Origin of the sequence: Desulfuromonas soudanensis (assembly GCF_001278055.1) — a bacterium.
GTDB classification, from domain to species: Bacteria; Desulfobacterota; Desulfuromonadia; order Desulfuromonadales; family WTL; genus Deferrimonas; species Deferrimonas soudanensis.
In genome coordinates this window covers 1,035,953-1,052,704 of record NZ_CP010802.1, presented here as the reverse complement: position 1 = coordinate 1,052,704, position 16,752 = coordinate 1,035,953, and the positions used below count along the sequence as shown (strand labels likewise).

Annotated in this window: 13 protein-coding genes; all 13 read left to right on the top strand. The window is 64.3% G+C overall.

All coding sequences use genetic code 11. The annotated features are described in order from the left end of the window. Positions 1-199 precede the first annotated feature (199 nt). Positions 200-940, top strand: coding sequence for a hypothetical protein (locus tag DSOUD_RS04620; protein WP_053549905.1), 741 nt, complete (start codon positions 200-202; stop codon positions 938-940). A gap of 136 nt (positions 941-1,076) precedes the next feature. Next, positions 1,077-1,835, top strand: coding sequence for a nickel pincer cofactor biosynthesis protein LarB (larB, locus tag DSOUD_RS04615; RefSeq protein WP_053549904.1), 759 nt, complete (start codon positions 1,077-1,079; stop codon positions 1,833-1,835). Then, positions 1,832-3,028: a nickel pincer cofactor biosynthesis protein LarC gene (gene larC / locus DSOUD_RS04610; protein ID WP_053549903.1), complete on the top strand. Its 1,197-nt coding sequence runs from the start codon at positions 1,832-1,834 to the stop codon at positions 3,026-3,028. The genes larB and larC overlap by 4 nt, the downstream gene beginning before the upstream one ends. Next, the gene (locus DSOUD_RS18670; protein ID WP_053549902.1) at positions 3,025-6,090 is read left to right on the top strand and encodes a class I SAM-dependent DNA methyltransferase; all 3,066 of its coding nucleotides are present in this window, start codon (positions 3,025-3,027) and stop codon (positions 6,088-6,090) included. The genes larC and DSOUD_RS18670 overlap by 4 nt, the downstream gene beginning before the upstream one ends. Before the next feature lie 241 nt (positions 6,091-6,331). Further along, the gene (locus DSOUD_RS04600) at positions 6,332-6,718 is read left to right on the top strand and encodes an endonuclease domain-containing protein (RefSeq protein WP_082351387.1); all 387 of its coding nucleotides are present in this window, start codon (positions 6,332-6,334) and stop codon (positions 6,716-6,718) included. Between the two features lie 107 nt (positions 6,719-6,825). After that, positions 6,826-7,299, top strand: a complete 474-nt coding sequence (locus tag DSOUD_RS04595) for a phosphatidylglycerophosphatase A family protein (RefSeq protein ID WP_053552290.1) — start codon at positions 6,826-6,828, stop codon at positions 7,297-7,299. A gap of 2 nt (positions 7,300-7,301) precedes the next feature. Further along, positions 7,302-8,546, top strand: coding sequence for a CinA family nicotinamide mononucleotide deamidase-related protein (locus tag DSOUD_RS04590; RefSeq protein WP_053552289.1), 1,245 nt, complete (start codon positions 7,302-7,304; stop codon positions 8,544-8,546). Between the two features lie 16 nt (positions 8,547-8,562). Continuing rightward, positions 8,563-10,635, top strand: coding sequence for a sensor histidine kinase (locus DSOUD_RS04585; RefSeq protein WP_198300365.1), 2,073 nt, complete (start codon positions 8,563-8,565; stop codon positions 10,633-10,635). Then, positions 10,622-11,182: an RNA 2',3'-cyclic phosphodiesterase gene (gene thpR / locus DSOUD_RS04580; protein ID WP_053549900.1), complete on the top strand. Its 561-nt coding sequence runs from the start codon at positions 10,622-10,624 to the stop codon at positions 11,180-11,182. The genes DSOUD_RS04585 and thpR overlap by 14 nt, the downstream gene beginning before the upstream one ends. Before the next feature lie 76 nt (positions 11,183-11,258). After that, positions 11,259-12,314: a recombinase RecA gene (recA, locus tag DSOUD_RS04575; RefSeq protein ID WP_053549899.1), complete on the top strand. Its 1,056-nt coding sequence runs from the start codon at positions 11,259-11,261 to the stop codon at positions 12,312-12,314. A 3-nt stretch (positions 12,315-12,317) separates the two neighbouring features. Next, positions 12,318-13,472, top strand: a complete 1,155-nt coding sequence (locus DSOUD_RS04570; protein ID WP_053549898.1) for a type IV pilus twitching motility protein PilT — start codon at positions 12,318-12,320, stop codon at positions 13,470-13,472. Further along, positions 13,459-13,932 (top strand): regulatory protein RecX, encoded by a 474-nt coding sequence (locus DSOUD_RS04565; RefSeq protein WP_053549897.1) that lies wholly within the window; start codon positions 13,459-13,461, stop codon positions 13,930-13,932. The genes DSOUD_RS04570 and DSOUD_RS04565 overlap by 14 nt, the downstream gene beginning before the upstream one ends. Continuing rightward, entirely contained in the window at positions 13,932-16,580 is a 2,649-nt protein-coding gene (gene alaS, locus DSOUD_RS04560) for an alanine--tRNA ligase (RefSeq protein WP_053552288.1), read from the top strand. Before DSOUD_RS04565 ends, alaS begins: the two co-directional genes overlap by 1 nt. The last annotated feature ends 172 nt before the right edge of the window (positions 16,581-16,752 follow it).

Genomic DNA, 16,752 nt, shown 5'->3' with positions numbered 1-16,752 from the left:
CGCCAAAAGGTTCCCTTCCCGGATTCCCCTCCCCCTCTGGCGGCCCGGAATCGGGCTCCGCCCCCCCCTGCCTCGACAAAACCGCCCCTGGCCTGGCGAAACAGGGATAAATTTGGATCTGCTCCGGCACTGGTACGGGAATTGCTCAGGGAACATTATTCTCTTTTCCTCGAAACCGCCCAACTCAACGAGGTCCCCCGTGGAAAAATTCACCCTGAAAAAATCCCTGCCGTCCTGCCGGGTCGACAAGCGGCTCCTGGCGCAGATCGAGACCTTTTTCCTGACCCAGGTCGCCCGGGGATTCAAAAAGGAAATCGAGAGCATGATGTACGTTCTCGAGGTGAAAAACCCAGGCGAGCTGCGCAAGTTCTCCGTGACCCTCCTGACCCGTGAAGGCATCCTGGATCTCCCCTCCATGTCCGAGTTCAAGGGGGAAGCCCTCGATCCGTCCCTCAGGAAGGCGGTCGTCAGCCTCAAGCTCGGTCGACCGGAACTCATCGACATCACCCTCACCTTCTCCCGGCAGGGGTTTCCCCTCATGGAGCTGACGACCTTCAGCAAGACGGTTCACCAGGCCGGAGCCCAGATCCATCAAAAACTCCTCTCGATCATGGGGAACTGGAGCAACCGCAACTGGATCGTCCACCACCGCCTCTTCCGCGGCGCGCTGATCCTGGCCATCCCGGGGGGCGTCGTCGGATACGGATACCTGCGGCAACTCGACCTGTCCAGGCTCCTCTTCGCCCAGGGGTGGCTGCTGATCCTCGCGGCGCTGCTGAGTCTGGCTCTGACCCGTATCTTTCCCCGCACCAGTTTCAAGACCCGAAGACACATCAATTTCAGGATGCTCGGCGCCCTGGTCCTCTTTTCGACGACCCTCGCCGCCATCGCCGGCTATGTCACCCTCCTTCTCTTCGAACTCGGGCACCTCAGCCGCTGATTGCCGAAGGGGACGCAAGGCCGCTGCAAAAAAAGGGCGCGGGGAGCGACTGCCAACCCCGGGCAATTCTCCCTTTGAAATCCCTCCGGCAAGTTGCTATTCTGTCAGGCCAAACGCTTCTCTGCCGAGGATGGCCATGAATCCCACCGAATTGCAAACCATGCTCACCGCCCTGAGCGAGGGGAAACTCTCCGTCGCCGAAGGGATGGAGCGGCTGCGCACCCTCCCCTTCGAGGATGTCGGGGTGGCCATGATCGATCGCCACCGCGAACTGCGCCAGGGAGCCCCCGAGGTCGTCTTCGGCGAAGGGAAGAGCGGCGAGCAGCTGTTGACCATCGTCGGGCGGATGGCCGAACACGGCGGCAACATCCTCGTCACCCGTCTGGCTGCCGACAAGGCCGGACCGCTCCTCGAGCGTCACCCCGGCGCCGCCTACGACCGCGACGCCCGCGCCCTGACCCTGGTGCAAAAACCCGTCGCAAAATGCGGCATCGGCAAGATCCTGGTGGTCTGCGCCGGCACCTCCGACATCCCCGTCGCCCGCGAGGCGTCCCTCACCGCGCGCATCCTCGGCAACGAGGTGGACGAACTGGTCGACGTCGGCGTCGCCGGCATCCACCGCCTTCTGGCCCGGGCCGACCTCCTGCAGGAAGCGGCGGTCATCATCGTCGTCGCCGGAATGGAGGGGGCCCTCCCCTCCGTGGTCGGCGGCCTGGTCTCCGTCCCGGTCATCGCCGTCCCCACCTCCATCGGCTACGGCGCCGCCTTCGGCGGAGTCGCCGCCCTCCTCGGCATGCTCAACTCCTGCGCCGCCGGGGTGACGGTGGTCAACATCGACAACGGCTTCGGCGCCGCCTTCGCCGCCCACCGCATCAATACCCGGAGGGAGCCGTGAAGACCCTCTATCTCGACACCTTTTCGGGGATCTCCGGCGACATGGTCCTCGGCCTCCTCGTCGACCTCGGCGTCCCTCTCGAGGCGATCGAAGCCGAACTGGCCAAACTTCCCGTACCCGGCTACCGTCTCGGCGCCGCCCGGCAGAGCCGCCGGGGGATCGCCGGAACACAGGTCACCGTGGCCGTCGAGGAGCAGCACCACCACCGCACCTGGTCCGACATCGACGCCATGCTTGCGACCTCCTCCCTCAAGACCGGACCGCGAGAAGTGGCGCGGCGGATCTTTAAGCGCATCGGCGTCGCCGAGGCGGCGGTGCACGGCGTCCCCCTGGAGGCCGTCCACTTCCACGAAGTCGGCGCCGTCGACTCCATCGTCGATATTGTCGGCGCCGCCGTCGGCCTCGATCTCCTCGGCGCCGGGCGCATCGTCTGCGCCCCCCTCCCCCTCTCATCCGGCACCGTCTCCTGCGCCCACGGTGTCTTTCCCCTCCCGGCCCCGGCGACCCTGGAAATCCTCAGGGGGCTGCCGGTGGTGGATGGCCACAGCGACCAGGAGCTGGTCACCCCCACCGGCGCCGCCATCGCCGCCGAGATCGCCGAATTCGCCCCGTTTCCGGACCTGATTCTGGAGCGCGTCGGTTACGGCGTCGGCAGCCGCGACCTCCCGGACCGCCCCAACCTGCTGCGGGGAATCCTCGGCCGCGCCGCCGCAAGCGCCGGACTGGAGCGCGACACCGTCACCCTTCTCGAAACCCATCTCGACGACTCCACCCCCGAAGTTCTCGGTTACCTGATGGAGCGCCTCCTCTCCGAAGGCGCCCTCGACGTCGCCTTCTCCCCCCTGCAGATGAAGAAAAACCGCCCCGGCGTGCGCCTGACGGCGGTGGCAAAAATGGAGGACACGGATCGCCTGGCGCGCCTGATTCTCCGACAAAGCAGCGCCATCGGCATCCGCACTTCCACCTGCCAGCGCCTGAAGCTGCGCCGCGAGGCCGCAACGGTGCAGACCGAATTCGGACAGGTGCAGGTCAAGCTCTTGTTCGAGGGGACCAACCTGCTGCGCATCGCCCCGGAGTACGAAAGCTGCCGCGCTCTGGCGTCGGCCTCCAGACGACCGCTGCCGGAAATCTACCGGATCGTCGAACAGGCGGCCGACAAAAAACGGTTGGAACACGAAGGGAAATCACGTTGACCGTACGGGAATTCATCGCCAAGTGGAAGGCCTCGACACTCAAAGAACGTTCGGCGTCGCAGGAACATTTCATCGACCTCTGTCGCCTCCTTGCCCATAAGACTCCGGCAGAGGCCGACCCCACCGGCGAACATTTCACCTTCGAACGCGGCGCGAGCAAGACCGGCGGCGGCGAGGGGTGGGCCGATGTCTGGAAAAAAGGTTTCTTTGCCTGGGAATATAAGGGCAAGCACAAGGACCTGATTGCCGCCTTCGCCCAGTTGCAACGCTACGCCATCGCTTTGGAGAACCCGCCGCTGCTGGTGGTTTCCGATATGGAAACCATCGTCATTCATACCAACTTCACCAACACCGTCCAGGAAATACACACCCTCGCCCTCGAAGACCTCGAAAAGCCCGAGGCGTTGCAGAAGCTGCGCTGGCTCCTCACCGAGCCGGAGCGTTTTCGTCCCGGCATCACCCGGCACATGGTCACCGAGCGTGCCGCTCAGACCTTCGCCGAGCTCGCACAAACCCTGCGCAGCGCCGGACACACCAGCCACAGCGTCGCCCATTTCGTCAACAAGCTGATCTTCTGCATGTTCGCCGAAGACAGCGGCCTCCTCCCCGGGCACCTCTTCACCCGCATGGTCGAATCGATCCAATCCCGACCGGCACAGTTCGCCGACCGTGCCCGCCTCCTTTTCGCCGCCATGCGCCACGGCGGTGAAATCGGCTTCGGCGACGTCGTCCCCTGGTTCAACGGCGGTCTCTTCGACGATGACGACGCCCTCCCTCTCGATGCCGTCAGCGTCGCCCAGCTTCTGGCCTGCGCCAAACTCGACTGGAGCGACATCGAACCGGCAATCTTCGGCACCCTGTTCGAACGCGGTCTCGACCCGGCCAAACGCAGCCAGCTCGGCGCTCACTATACCGACCGCGATTCAATCCTGCGCATCGTCGGCCCGGTGGTGATCGAACCCCTGGAGCGAGAGTGGTCAGCGAGCAAGATAGAAATCTCCTCTCTCCTCGACAAGGGGACCGCCCCGGCCCGGAAGAAAGCCGAAGGGTGTTATCGCGCCTTTCTCACCAAACTCCGTGCCATGCGGGTTCTTGACCCGGCCTGCGGCAGCGGGAACTTTCTTTATCTCTCCCTGGTCGAGCTGAAAAATCTCGAACACCGGCTGATGCTCGAAGGCGAAATCTTCGGCTTTCAGCGCGACTTCCACCAGATCGGTCCGCACAACGTCCTCGGCATCGAGATCAACGACTACGCCGCCGAACTCGCCCGCGTCACCGTCTGGATCGGCGACATCCAGTGGAATATGAAAAACGGCGTCGGTTACAGCACCGACCCGATCCTGAAAAAACTCGACGGGATCGCCTGCCGCGACGCCCTGTTGACACGCGCCCCCTCTCCCCAGCCCTCTCCCGCAAGGGGAGAGGGGGCGATTCAACCCGAGGCGCTCACGATGGACGCGGATGCCAGCCCGCCTACCTCGCCCCTCAACGAATTGCACGGGACACAAGCCCCCCACGGCCCACAAGCCCCCCCTCCCTTCATGGGAGGGAGCGTTGCTCAAGCTCCCCCTCCCTTCATGGGAGGGGGCTGGGGGGAGGGTAGCCTTTGGCTTGAAGCCGCCTGGCCCGAAGCCGACTGCATCGTCGGCAATCCGCCGTTTTTGGGCGACAAGAAGATGCTTGCCGAACTCGGCGAAGATTACGTCACCCGGTTGCGCTCGCGCTACAAAGGACGCGTCCCCGGCGGGGCCGATCTGGTCACCTACTGGTTCGAAAAAGCGCGAGCAGAGGTCGAAGCTGGCCGCGTGCAACGTGCCGGGCTGGTTGCCACCAATTCGATACGCGGAGGTGCCAGCCGCAGAGTTCTGGAGCGTATCTGCGCCAGCGGCCGGATCTTCAATGCCTGGAGTGACGAGCCCTGGATCAACGAAGGAGCAGCGGTGCGGGTGTCGCTGATCTGTTTCGCGGGAAATGGTTTAGCAGAGTCAGAATGCAAATCTGCCCGATTGGATAGCAAACCCGTTTCAGCCATTTACGCTGACTTGACCGGACCGGCAGAACGGGCGGGTTTTGAACCCGGTCCTACCTGCGACCTCACCACGGCAACGGCGCTGAAGGAAAATGAAAGTGTGGCCTTTCAGGGACCAACGAAAGGCGGCGCCTTTGATATTCCTGGGGAACTTGCACGGCAATGGTTGCACCAGCCGAATCCACACGGAAAATCGAATAGTGAGGTCATCAAACCTTGGGCAAATGGCCAAGCTATTACCGGACGATGGCCCGACATGTGGATCATCGACTTTGCTGAATGGAGTGAAGATCAAGCCACTCTTTTCGAAGCACCTTTTGCTCATGTTTTGGTAAATATCAAACCGGACCGAAAATTTAGCCCGGAAAAAGGAATGCGAGAGAGATACTGGCTTTTCAAACGTTCAGGCGCTGATATGCGCCTAGCCATCTCTGGCCTATCGCGCTATATAGCCACCCCGGAAGTGGCCAAACATCGCGTCTTTGTCTGGTGTCCGGCCAGCATTGCCTCGGACAAGAATCTGGTCGTTATCGCCCGCAACGACGACACCACTTTCGGCATCCTGCAATCTCGAATCCACGAACTCTGGGCGTTGCGCATGGGAACCAGCCTTGAAGACCGTCCTCGTTACACATCGAGCACGACGTTCAGAACCTTCCCCTTCCCAACCGGCCTCACCCCCAACCTGCCGGCCAGCAGCTACGCCGGCACCCCGCAAGCCGAAGCCATCGCCACGGCGGCGCAACGTCTGGTCGAACTGCGCGACAACTGGCTCAATCCCCCCGAATGGGTCGAGCGACTGCCGGAAGTGGTAGCGGGCTACCCTGACCGCATCCTTCCCAAACCGGGTTGTGAAAAGGATCTTGCCAAGCGCACCCTGACCAACCTCTACAACCTGCGCCCGCAATGGCTGCAAAACGCCCACGCCACTCTCGATGCCGCCGTCGCCGCCGCCTACGGCTGGCCCGCCGATCTCGCCGACGACGAGGTGCTGGGGCGACTTCTGGCGTTGAATCGGGAACGGAGCGGGTAATCGCCCCTCCCCCCAGCCCCCTCCCACAAAGGTGAGGGGGAGCAAAACTACAACATTTTTGACTCCGCATGTTCCTCCTCTCCCATAGTGGAGGGGGGGGCGAAGCTGACAAGTTTTTTTACTCTGGACGTTCTACCTCTCCCGCAACGGAGAGGTAGATCAAACTCAACAACTTGCCTTGCCTGCAGCGATTTTCTCCCTCTCCCCTCTGTGGGAGAGGGTCGGGGAGAGGGGAGACCCGGTGCCAATTAACCTGACGCAGACAGCCAAAGAACTGCGCCACAACGCCACCGATGCCGAACAATTGTTATGGCGGCACCTCCGCGGCAAGCAGATGTCCGGATTGAAATTTCGCCGTCAGGAACAGATCGGCCGGTTTGTCGTCGATTTTGTTTGTTACGAAAGGCGCTTGATTGTCGAGGCCGACGGCGGACAGCATGCGTTGGAGCAAACAAAGGATGCCGAGCGAACGCGCTGGTTGAATGCACAGGGTTTTACGGTCGTTCGTTTTTGGAACCACGAGATTCTGACCAATTGCGAGGGTGTTCTGGAATCGATTCGACGGCGCTGTCTCGAACTGCCCCTCCCCCCGGCCCCCTCCCACAGAGGGGAGGGGGAGCAAGGCTGACAACACCAACACCTTTGACTTCGCAGGTTCGCCCTCTCTCCTTTGCGGGAGAGGGGCACCCCTGACGATCACCCTATTTTCCCCACTCTTTGCCTGCGAGCTTTGCCATGCGCCGCTTCATCCTCTTTCTCTCCAGCAACGCCGGCCTCGGCTATTTTCCCGTCGCCTCCGGGACCGTCGGCACCCTCGCCGGGATTCCCCTCTTTTTTCTCCTCGCCCCTCTCCCCGCCCCCCTCTATGCCCTGACCTGGGTCGGGATCCTCTTCCTCGCCTTCTGGGTCTCCGGCGCGGCGGGGCGCTATTACGGAGTAATTGACGACGGGCGCATCGTCATCGACGAACTGGTCGGCTATCTGGTGACCGTCGCCTTTCTCCCCTTTTCCTGGACCACCGCCCTCCTCGGTTTCCTCTCTTTCCGCTTCTTCGACATCAGCAAGGTCTTCCCCGCCAACTGGTTCGACCGCCGCCTCAAGAACGGCTTCGGCGTCGTCCTCGACGACGTGGTGGCCGGCCTCTACGGCGCCCTGGCGTTGCGCCTGATCCTTCTGGCTCTCGAACACCTTGGGGTCATCGCATCATGAACCTGACCATTGCCGTTCTCACCGTCGGCGACGAACTCCTCAACGGGGAGATGGCCGACACCAACACCACCGCCATCGCCCGCATCCTCGGCGGCGAAGGGTACCGTCTCAGCGAGTCGCTGACCGTCGGCGACGTCGAGACGGACATCGCCGCCGCTCTTTGCGCCCTGGCCGCGCGGCGGGATGTGGTCATCGTCACCGGCGGGCTCGGACCGACGGGGGACGACCTGACGGCCCGGGCGGCCGCCCGCGCCTTCGGCCGCCGCCTTGTCCTCAACGACGAGGCCCTGGGGCAGATCCGCGCCTTTTTCGCCGCCCGGAACGAGGCCATGGACCCGCGCAACGAAAAACAGGCGCTCCTTCCCCAGAAGGCGGCGATCCTCGCCAACGACAGGGGGACCGCTCCCGGCTTCGTTCTTTCCCAGGAGAAGACAGAATTCTTTTTCCTCCCCGGGGTCCCCGACGAGATGACGGCCATCCTCCGAGAATCGGTTCTCGGCGCACTGCACCGCTTCAGCGGCGGCGTTCCTCCCCGCAGGGAACGGGTCCTGAAGGTCTTCGGCCTCAGCGAAGTGCAGACCGAGGAAAGGCTGGAACAGGTTCTCCCCCCGGGGGTCGAACTCGCCTTCGGAGTTGACTTTCCCCTGGTCCATGTCAAACTCAGAGCTTGCGGCGAGGAGGCGGAGAATCTTCTCGACCGGGGGGAGCTGGCCGCCCGCCGGGCCCTCGACGACTTCATCGTCGCCGCCGGCGAGACGACCCTGGCGCAGAACGTTGCCCGCCTCCTGGAGAATACCGGCCTCACCCTCTCCCTGGCCGAGTCGTGCACCGGCGGCCTGATCGCCAAACTCCTCACCGACGTCCCCGGGTCCTCCTCCTTTTTCGAACGCGGCGCCGTCACTTATTCCAATCAGGCCAAACAACAGTGGCTGGGCGTGAGCAGGAAACTCCTCGAAGAAGAGGGGGCGGTGAGCGAGGCCTGCGCCCTGGCCATGGCGCGCGGGGTGCGCCGCGCCGCCGCGACGGACCTGGCCTTGGCCGTCACCGGCATCGCCGGGCCGGCGGGGGGGACAGCAGACAAACCGGTGGGAACCGTCTTTGTCGCCCTGGTCGCCGCCGGGTACGAACAGGTGCAGCGATTCGGCTTCGCCGGAGACCGCAGCCAGATCCGCCTGATGACGGCCTGCACGGCACTGGAATGGATCCGCCGCATTGCCATTAAACACCTCAATGACGGAGCCCCCTGAGATCCCCGAGATGGCCATGGACTGGACAGCAAACCGCGCCCCCTCTCCCCTTCTTTGCGCCGCACTTTTTTTCCTCCTCCCGGGAGCCAGGCCTCTCCAGGCCGCCCTCTCCCCCAATGCAACCCGAGCCACTCCCCTCGTCCTCCTCACCTCCCTCGGCTGGGCCCTGGCCATCCTTCTGGCTTTTGCCCTGTGGAGCCAGTTCCGCAGAACGAAAACGCGCCGGCAGTCGGACCAGGAGGAAATCTCCCGACTCGGCACCCGGATTAAGGGAAACGAAAAACGCTGCCGCGACCTTCTCGACTCCGCCGGCGACGCCATCTTTCTCATCAACCCGCAAAACGGCCGCCTGCAGGAGGTCAACCGGGCGGCCGAAGGGCTCCTCGGCTACAGCGCCGCAGAGATCCCCCTCCTCCCCCTCGACGTCATTTTCGCCGGTCGACAGCGGCGCCGCTACCTGGCACTGGTCAAGAAGGTCATCCGCCAGGGGTACGGTGAAGACGGCGAACTCATCTTCCGACGCCGCGACGGGACCTCGTTCATTGGCGCCGTCCACGCCCGGCTGGGCCGGATCGGCAGCGAGGAAATGGTCCACGGGGTGGTGCGGGACGTCACCGAACGTAAAATGACCGAGCAGGAGCTGCGGCGCCGCAACCGCGACCTGACCCTGGTCAACCAGATCGCTCACCAAGCTGCCTCCAGCGGCGACCTCGCCGAGATGCTCCAGGCGGTTCTGGACAAGGTGGTGAGCAGTTTCGACAGCGACGGCGGCGGCATCTATCTGGTGCGCCACGCCGGCAAGGATCTCGAGCTGCTGGTCCACCACAACATCGACACCGAGACCCTCGCCTCCCTGCGTCAGCTCTGCCCCGGCCAGGGGATGTGCGGACGGGTGGTGGTCAGCGGCCGCCCCCGCTCCTCCGTCGACCTAACCCAGGACCGCCGGCTGGAGGTCGAAGCCGTGCGCCACGCCGGCTGGCGCGGCTTTCAGGCCATTCCCCTGGCAACGCACGAGAGAACCCTGGGGGTGCTCTTCATCTTCAACCACAGCCGGCGACTCTTTAAACGCGAAGAAATCCGTCTTTTGCTCGGGATCGGCAAACAGCTGGGAACGGCGGTGGAAGGAATTGAACTTTTCGACTCCCTGCAGTGGCAGAACCGGCTCACCGAGGCCAGCAATCGCGAGCTCGAACACTCCCGCATGCAGCTCAAGATGAACCTGGCCTCCGTGGAGGAGAGCAGCCGGTCCCTGGAACAACTCGACCGGATAAAGAGTAACTTCCTCGCCCTGGCCTCCCACGAACTGCGCACCCCCCTCACCTTCGTCCTGGCCAGCACCGACCTGCTGCGGGATACTCTGCGGGAGCGCCTCAGCGACGACGAAAAAAGCGCCCTCGATGCGATTCGCCAGGGGGGACTGCGGCTCGACGAGATCGTCAGCGACCTCCTCGAAGTGGCCCGCCTCGAGTCCCAGAGCATCTACCTGGCAAGGGAGAGGGTCTGCCTCCCCACCCTGCTGCAGGACATCCGCTACGACACCCTTTTCCTGTTGCAGGAGAGGGGGCTTACCCTCAGCATCGTCGATCCGGGAGAGATCCCGCCCCTGGTCGGCGACCACTATCACCTGAAGAAAACCTTCTGCCGCCTTCTGGAAAACGCCATGAAGTTCACCCCCGAGGGGGGGGAAATCAACATCCTCGCCGCCTGCCGCACCGCCGGAGAGATCCAGGCGCTGGCTCCGGTGCTGCGCCCCTTTTCGCCGGCGTTTTTCGAGAAGGAGCCGGGGTCCTCCTACGTGCAGATCACGGTGCGCGACACCGGCATCGGCATCCCCGCCGCCGAGCAGTTGCGCGTCTTCGACAAATTTTACGAGATCGGCGACATCGCCTCCCACTCCACCTCCCAGACCCGTTTCGGCGGCAAGGGGGTCGGCCTCGGCCTGACCCTGGTGAAGGGGATGGTCGAAGCCCATGGCGGCATGGTCTGGGTCGAGAGTCAGGGAGAAGCCTCCCTGGAACCGGGGAGCGCCTTCCACGTCCTCCTCCCCCACCCCCCGCCGGCCGAAGAGACCGCCGATGTCGCAAATTAGAGCCTTCCTCGCCGTCCCCCTCCCCCCGGACCTGCAGCGGCAGATTGCCCGGCTCCAGAATCGCCTGGCCGAAACCCTTCCGGACGTCCGCTGGGTCCGCCCCGGGACGATCCATCTGACTCTCAAGTTTTTCGGCGAACTCCCGGAAGAATCCCTTGATAGGATAGGGGAAGTTGTGCTATCGATAGGGCATTTGAGCGTCCCCTTTCAGGCACGGTTGATCGGAGTCGGAGCCTTTCCTTCACCGCTGCGACCAAGAGTGATCTGGCTCGGCGTCGACGGCGGCCCTCCCCTGGCAAAACTGCAGGACGACCTGGAGTCGGCACTGGAGAAAATCGGCATTCCCCGCGACGATCGTCCCTTCACTCCCCACCTGACCCTGGGCCGCCGGCGCGGGACGGCCCTCGCCGAAAAGTGCGACCTGGCCCCCTTTAAGGATGCGACCTGCGGGGAGCTCGTCGTCGATTCGCTGGTCCTCTTTGAAAGCCGCCTGGAACCGGGCGGCGCTTTGCATCTGCCGCGGAAAACCGTCGGCCTCGGCCGCTGAGGCTTAAACAGGGGCGAACCCCTCTGCTCTCCGGCGGACCCAAACACGAAACTCACCCCTTTCAGGAGATATCCCCATGGCGGAATCCAACCGCGAACATGCCATTGACCTGGCAATCGGCCACATCGAAAAACAGTTCGGCAAGGGGAGCATCATGCGCCTCGGCAAGGACGCCGTCATCCCCGACGTCCAGGCCGTCTCCACCGGAGCCCTCTCCCTCGACATCGCGCTCGGCGTCGGCGGCGTCCCCCGGGGACGGATCATCGAAGTCTTCGGCCCCGAGTCTTCGGGGAAAACGACCCTCGCCCTGCACATCGTCGCTGAAACCCAGAAAAAAGGGGGAATCGCCGCCTTCGTCGACGCTGAGCATGCCCTCGACATCCGCTACGCCAGACAACTCGGGGTCAATACCGACGACCTCCTCGTCTCCCAGCCCGACACCGGCGAGCAGGCCCTGGAAATCACCGAAGTCCTGGTGCGCAGCGGCGCCATCGACGTCCTGGTGGTCGACTCGGTGGCCGCCCTCGTCCCCCGGGCCGAGATCGAAGGGGAGATGGGCGACTCCCACATGGGGTTGCAGGCGCGCCTCATGTCCCAGGCGCTGCGCAAACTCACCGGCACCATCAGCAAATCGAACTGCATCGTCATCTTCATCAACCAGATCCGCATGAAGATCGGCGTGATGTTCGGCAATCCCGAGACCACCACCGGCGGCAACGCCCTCAAGTTCTACGCCTCGGTGCGCCTGGATATCCGCCGCATCGCCTCCCTCAAGTCGGGCCAGGACGTCATCGGCAACCGCACCCGGGTCAAGGTCGTCAAAAACAAGGTCGCCCCCCCCTTCAAAGAGGCGGAATTCGACATCATGTACGGCACCGGGATCTCCCGCGAAGGAGACATCGTCGACCTCGGCGCCGAGACCAACATCATCGAAAAGAGCGGCGCCTGGTACTCCTACAACGGCGAGCGCATCGGCCAGGGACGGGAGAACGCCAAGCAGTTCCTCAAGGAACACCCGGAGACCGCCCGCGCCATCGAGGAGAAGGTCCTGACGCATTTCGGGCTCCCGTCCGCCGAAACGCCCCCGGCCAAAGGTGCCGAAACGCCTCCGGCCAAGGCGGCCAAGGGATAAAAAATGGAACTCAACGACATCCTGTCCGTCGCTCTCAAGGCCAAGGCCTCGGACATCCATATCAAAGCCGGACTGCCGCCGACCTACCGGATCGACGGCGCCCTCCGTCCCCATCCCAAGGCGCCGCGGATCTCCCCCGAGGAGACGGAGAAGATGGCGCACGCCATCATGAACGAGCGGCAGCGGGCCCGCTACGAGGAGACCCACGAGGCCGACCTCTCCTACGGGGTGCCGGGGCTGGGGCGCTTCCGCGTCAACGTCTTTTCCCAGCGCGGCTCGACCTCCCTGGTCTTTCGCGCCATCCCCTTCGATGTCCCCGACATCGAAACCCTGAGCCTGCCGCCGGTCCTGAAGAAGCTGACCCTCGAGAACCGCGGCCTGATCCTGGTCACCGGGGCGACCGGCTCGGGGAAATCGACGACTCTGGCCGCGATGATCGACTACATCAATTCCAACCAGACGGCGCATATCATCACCATCGAAGACCCCATCGAATACCTGCACCGCGACAAGAAGTGCCTGGTCAACCAGCGGGAGGTCGGCTTCGACACCGAGGGTTTCGACGTCGCCCTGAAAAGCGCCCTGCGCCAGGATCCCGACGTCATCCTCGTCGGCGAGATGCGCGACTTCGAAACGATCGAGACCGCCCTGCACGCCGCCGAAACCGGGCACCTGGTCCTCTCCACCCTGCACACCATCGACGCCACCGAAACCATCAGCCGCATCGTCTCGGTCTTCCCCCCCTACCAGCAGCGCCAGGTCCGGCTGCAGCTCGCCTCGGTCATCAAGGGGATCGTCTCCCAGCGCCTGGTTCCGCGGGCCGACGGCAAGGGGCGGGTTCCGGCGGTCGAGGTCATGATCTCCACCGCCCGCACCCGCGAACTCATCGACGACAAGGAGAAGACCCGTCTGCTGCGCGACGCCATCCAGCAGGGGTTCGTCTCCTACGGCATGCAGACCTTCGACCAGTCGCTGATGGTCCTCTTCAAAAAGAAGCTGATCACCTTCGAAGAAGCGCTGCGCCAGTGTTCCAATCCCGACGACTTCAAGCTCAAGGTGTCGGGGATCTCTTCCACCTCCGATCTCAGCTGGGACTCCTTCGAGAAAAACGGAGAGGACAACACCGGGGAGGACGAACCGAAGATTGAGCGTTTCTGACCCCTTCGCCGCGGCTCTGCGCCTGCTCACCGTCCGGGACCGCAGCGAAGCCGAGCTCGGCGAGCGCCTGCGACTCAAGGGACACGACGAAGAGGCCATCGCCTCGGTGCTGGAACGCTGCCGCCGCCTCGGTTATCTCGATGATCGCCGCTTTGCCCGGGAGCGGGCGCGGTCCCTCCTCCGCCAGGGGCGCGCCGTCGGGCGGCGCCTCCTCGACGACCTGCGCCGCCACGGCATCGTCGAGGGAGAGGCCCGCGACGCGGCTGCCGAGGCCGAAGACGAATTCACTCGCGAAGAAGTCCTGGCCGCACTGGCCGAGCGCCGTTTCCCCAGCTTCGATTACCGCCAGGCCGACGACCGGCAGCGGCAACGGGTCGTCAACTATTTTCTCCGCCGGGGTTTTGCCCTGTCGCAGGTCCTGACATTTTTCAAAGAAGAGAGGTCAAGAGAGTCTCCATGATCACCGGCAACCAGATCCGCGCACGTTTTCTCAAATATTTCGAGGACCGGGGACACACCGTCGTCCCCTCCTCTTCCCTGGTCCCCCACAACGACCCGACCCTCCTCTTCACCAACGCCGGGATGAACCAGTTCAAGGACTGCTTCCTCGGCCAGGAGAAACGGCCCTACGTCCGGGCGGCGAGCTCGCAGAAGTGCGTACGCGCCGGCGGCAAGCACAACGACCTGGAAAACGTCGGCCGCACCGCCCGCCACCACACCTTCTTCGAGATGCTCGGCAACTTCTCCTTCGGCGACTATTTCAAGAAGGAGGCGATCGCCTATGCCTGGGAGTTTCTGACCCAGGAACTCCGCCTCGACAAGGAGCACCTCTACGTCACCGTCTTCACCGAGGACGACGAGGCCGCAGCGATCTGGCACGAACAGGAGGGGGTGCCCAAGGAGCGGATCTACCGCTTCGGCGAGAAGGACAACTTCTGGTCCATGGGCGACACCGGCCCCTGCGGCCCCTGCACCGAGATCTTCTGGGACAACGGCCCCGAGGTCGGCTGCGGCTCTCCCGACTGCGCCGTCGGCTGCGACTGCGACCGCTACATGGAGATCTGGAACAACGTCTTCATGCAGTTCAACCGCAGCGCCGACGGCACCCTCACCCCCCTCCCCAAACCCTCCGTCGACACCGGCATGGGGCTCGAGCGCATCACCACCGTCATGCAGGGGGTCAAGACCAACTACGACACGGACCTGCTGCGCGGCATCATCGCCTTTATCGAAAAGCTTGCGGGAAAACGCTACGGCGCCGACGCCGACAACGACGTGTCGATGCGGGTCATCGCCGACCACTCCCGGGCCACCGCCTTTCTCATCGCCGACGGCGTCCTCCCCTCCAACGAAGGGCGGGGCTACGTCCTGCGGCGAATCCTGCGCCGCGCCGCCCGCCACGCCAAGATGCTCGGCTTCACCGAGCCGATGCTCTATCGCAGCGCCCGCTACGTCATGGAGGCGATGGCCGAGGCCTATCCCGACCTCAGGGAGCGGGCCGACTATGTGACGAAGATCGTCAAAATCGAAGAGGAGCGCTTCATCCAGACCCTCGACAACGGCCTGCGCATCCTCAACGACGAGGTGGAAAAGCTCCGGACGCTCAAGCAGACCGTCGTCCCCGGCGAGATCGTCTTCCGCCTCTACGACACCTTCGGCTTCCCCGTCGATCTCACCGCCGACATCGTCGAAGGGACAGGCCTTACTCTCGACGAAGCGGGGTTCGAGGCCTGCATGAACCAGCAGCGCCAGAAGGCCCGGGAGCACTGGAAGGGATCGGGGGAAGAAGCCGTCTCCGCCATCTACCGCACGCTCTTCGAAGAGGGGGTAGAGAGCGAGTTCACCGGCTACCAGACCCTCAGCGATTACGGCACCATCACGGCGATCCTCAAAAACGGCGTACCGGTTTCAAAGGCCGCCGAAGGCGACCGGGTCGAAATCATCACCTCGGTCACCCCCTTCTACGGCGAATCCGGCGGACAGGCCGGGGACCGCGGCGAAATTTCCACCGGCTCCGGCCGGGTCCGGATCGACGAGACGAGAAAGCCCCTCCCCTCCCTGACCGTCCACGTCGGCACCGTGACCAAAGGGAGCGTGCAGCAGGGGGAGGCCGCCGATCTCACCGTCGATCTCCCCCTTCGCCAGGCGACCGCCCTCAACCACACGGCGACCCACATCCTGCAGGCCGTGCTGACCGCGGTCCTCGGCGACCACATCAAACAGGCCGGCTCCCAGGTCACCCCGGAGCGGCTGCGCTTCGATTTCACCCACTTCTCTCCGGTGAGCGCCGAGGAGCTGGTGCAGATCGAGAGGGAAGTCAACGGGCGGATCCGGGACAACCAGCAGGTGGAAACCGAGGAGATGGCCGCCGACGACGCCATCGCCACCGGCGCCACCGCCCTCTTCGGCGAGAAGTACGGCGACCGGGTGCGGGTGGTCCGCGTCGGCGACTTCAGCAGGGAACTCTGCGGCGGCACCCACATCCGCGCCGCCGGCGACATCGGCCTCTTCAAGATCCTTGCCGAGAGCGGCATCGCCGCCGGGGTGCGCCGCATCGAGGCGGTCACCGGCGCCCGCGCCCTGGAGTGCGTCCAGGAGGAGGAAGCGACCCTGGCGCGCCTGGCCGTTCTGGTCAAAAGCGACCGCGGGCAGCTCGAGGGGCGCCTGAAAAAACTCCTCGACCAGCAGAAGGAACTGGAGCGGGAAATCGAATCGATGCAGGGGCGCCTCAATGCCGGGCGGGCCTCCGAGCTCCTCGCCCAGGTCCGCGAGGTGGAGGGGGTCCGCCTCCTGATCTCCCGGGCCGACGACCTCGACGGCAAAGGGTTGCGCGAGCTCGCCGACCAGCTGCGCGAGCGCCTCGGGTCGGGTGTCATCGTCCTCGGCGCCGCCGCCGACGACAAGGCGAGCCTGCTGGTCGCCGTGACCAAGGACCTCACCGGCCGCCTCCAGGCCGGCAAGCTGATCGCGCCCCTCGCCGAGACCGTGGGCGGCCGCGGCGGCGGACGCCCCGATCTGGCCCAGGCCGGAGGGAACCTCCCCGGAAACCTCGACCAGGCCCTGGGCGCCGCCACCGACCTGGTGGCCCGGAGCCTCGGCGGCGGGTAGAGGATGACGAACAGAGGTTTGTCTTCCTGCAAAAAACCTGGTTTTTTGCCACCAAGTCACCAAGGCACCAAGTTTAAACCTTTAGAATGAACTGTTCGTTCCTTCTTGGTGTCTCCGTGTCTTGGTGGCAATACCGGTTCTTTGCGACGGCATCAGGCTGACCGAAAACGGC

What these genes read in the sequence shown, in the direction of transcription:
- larB (WP_053549904.1), top strand. Translation starts at nt 1,077, where the DNA reads ATGAATCCCACCGAATTGCAAACCATGCTCACCGCCCTGAGCGAGGGG.
- DSOUD_RS04595 (WP_053552290.1), top strand. Translation starts at nt 6,826, where the DNA reads ATGCGCCGCTTCATCCTCTTTCTCTCCAGCAACGCCGGCCTCGGCTAT.
- DSOUD_RS04585 (WP_198300365.1), top strand. Translation starts at nt 8,563, where the DNA reads ATGGACTGGACAGCAAACCGCGCCCCCTCTCCCCTTCTTTGCGCCGCA.
- thpR (WP_053549900.1), top strand. Translation starts at nt 10,622, where the DNA reads ATGTCGCAAATTAGAGCCTTCCTCGCCGTCCCCCTCCCCCCGGACCTG.
- recA (WP_053549899.1), top strand. Translation starts at nt 11,259, where the DNA reads ATGGCGGAATCCAACCGCGAACATGCCATTGACCTGGCAATCGGCCAC.
- DSOUD_RS04570 (WP_053549898.1), top strand. Translation starts at nt 12,318, where the DNA reads ATGGAACTCAACGACATCCTGTCCGTCGCTCTCAAGGCCAAGGCCTCG.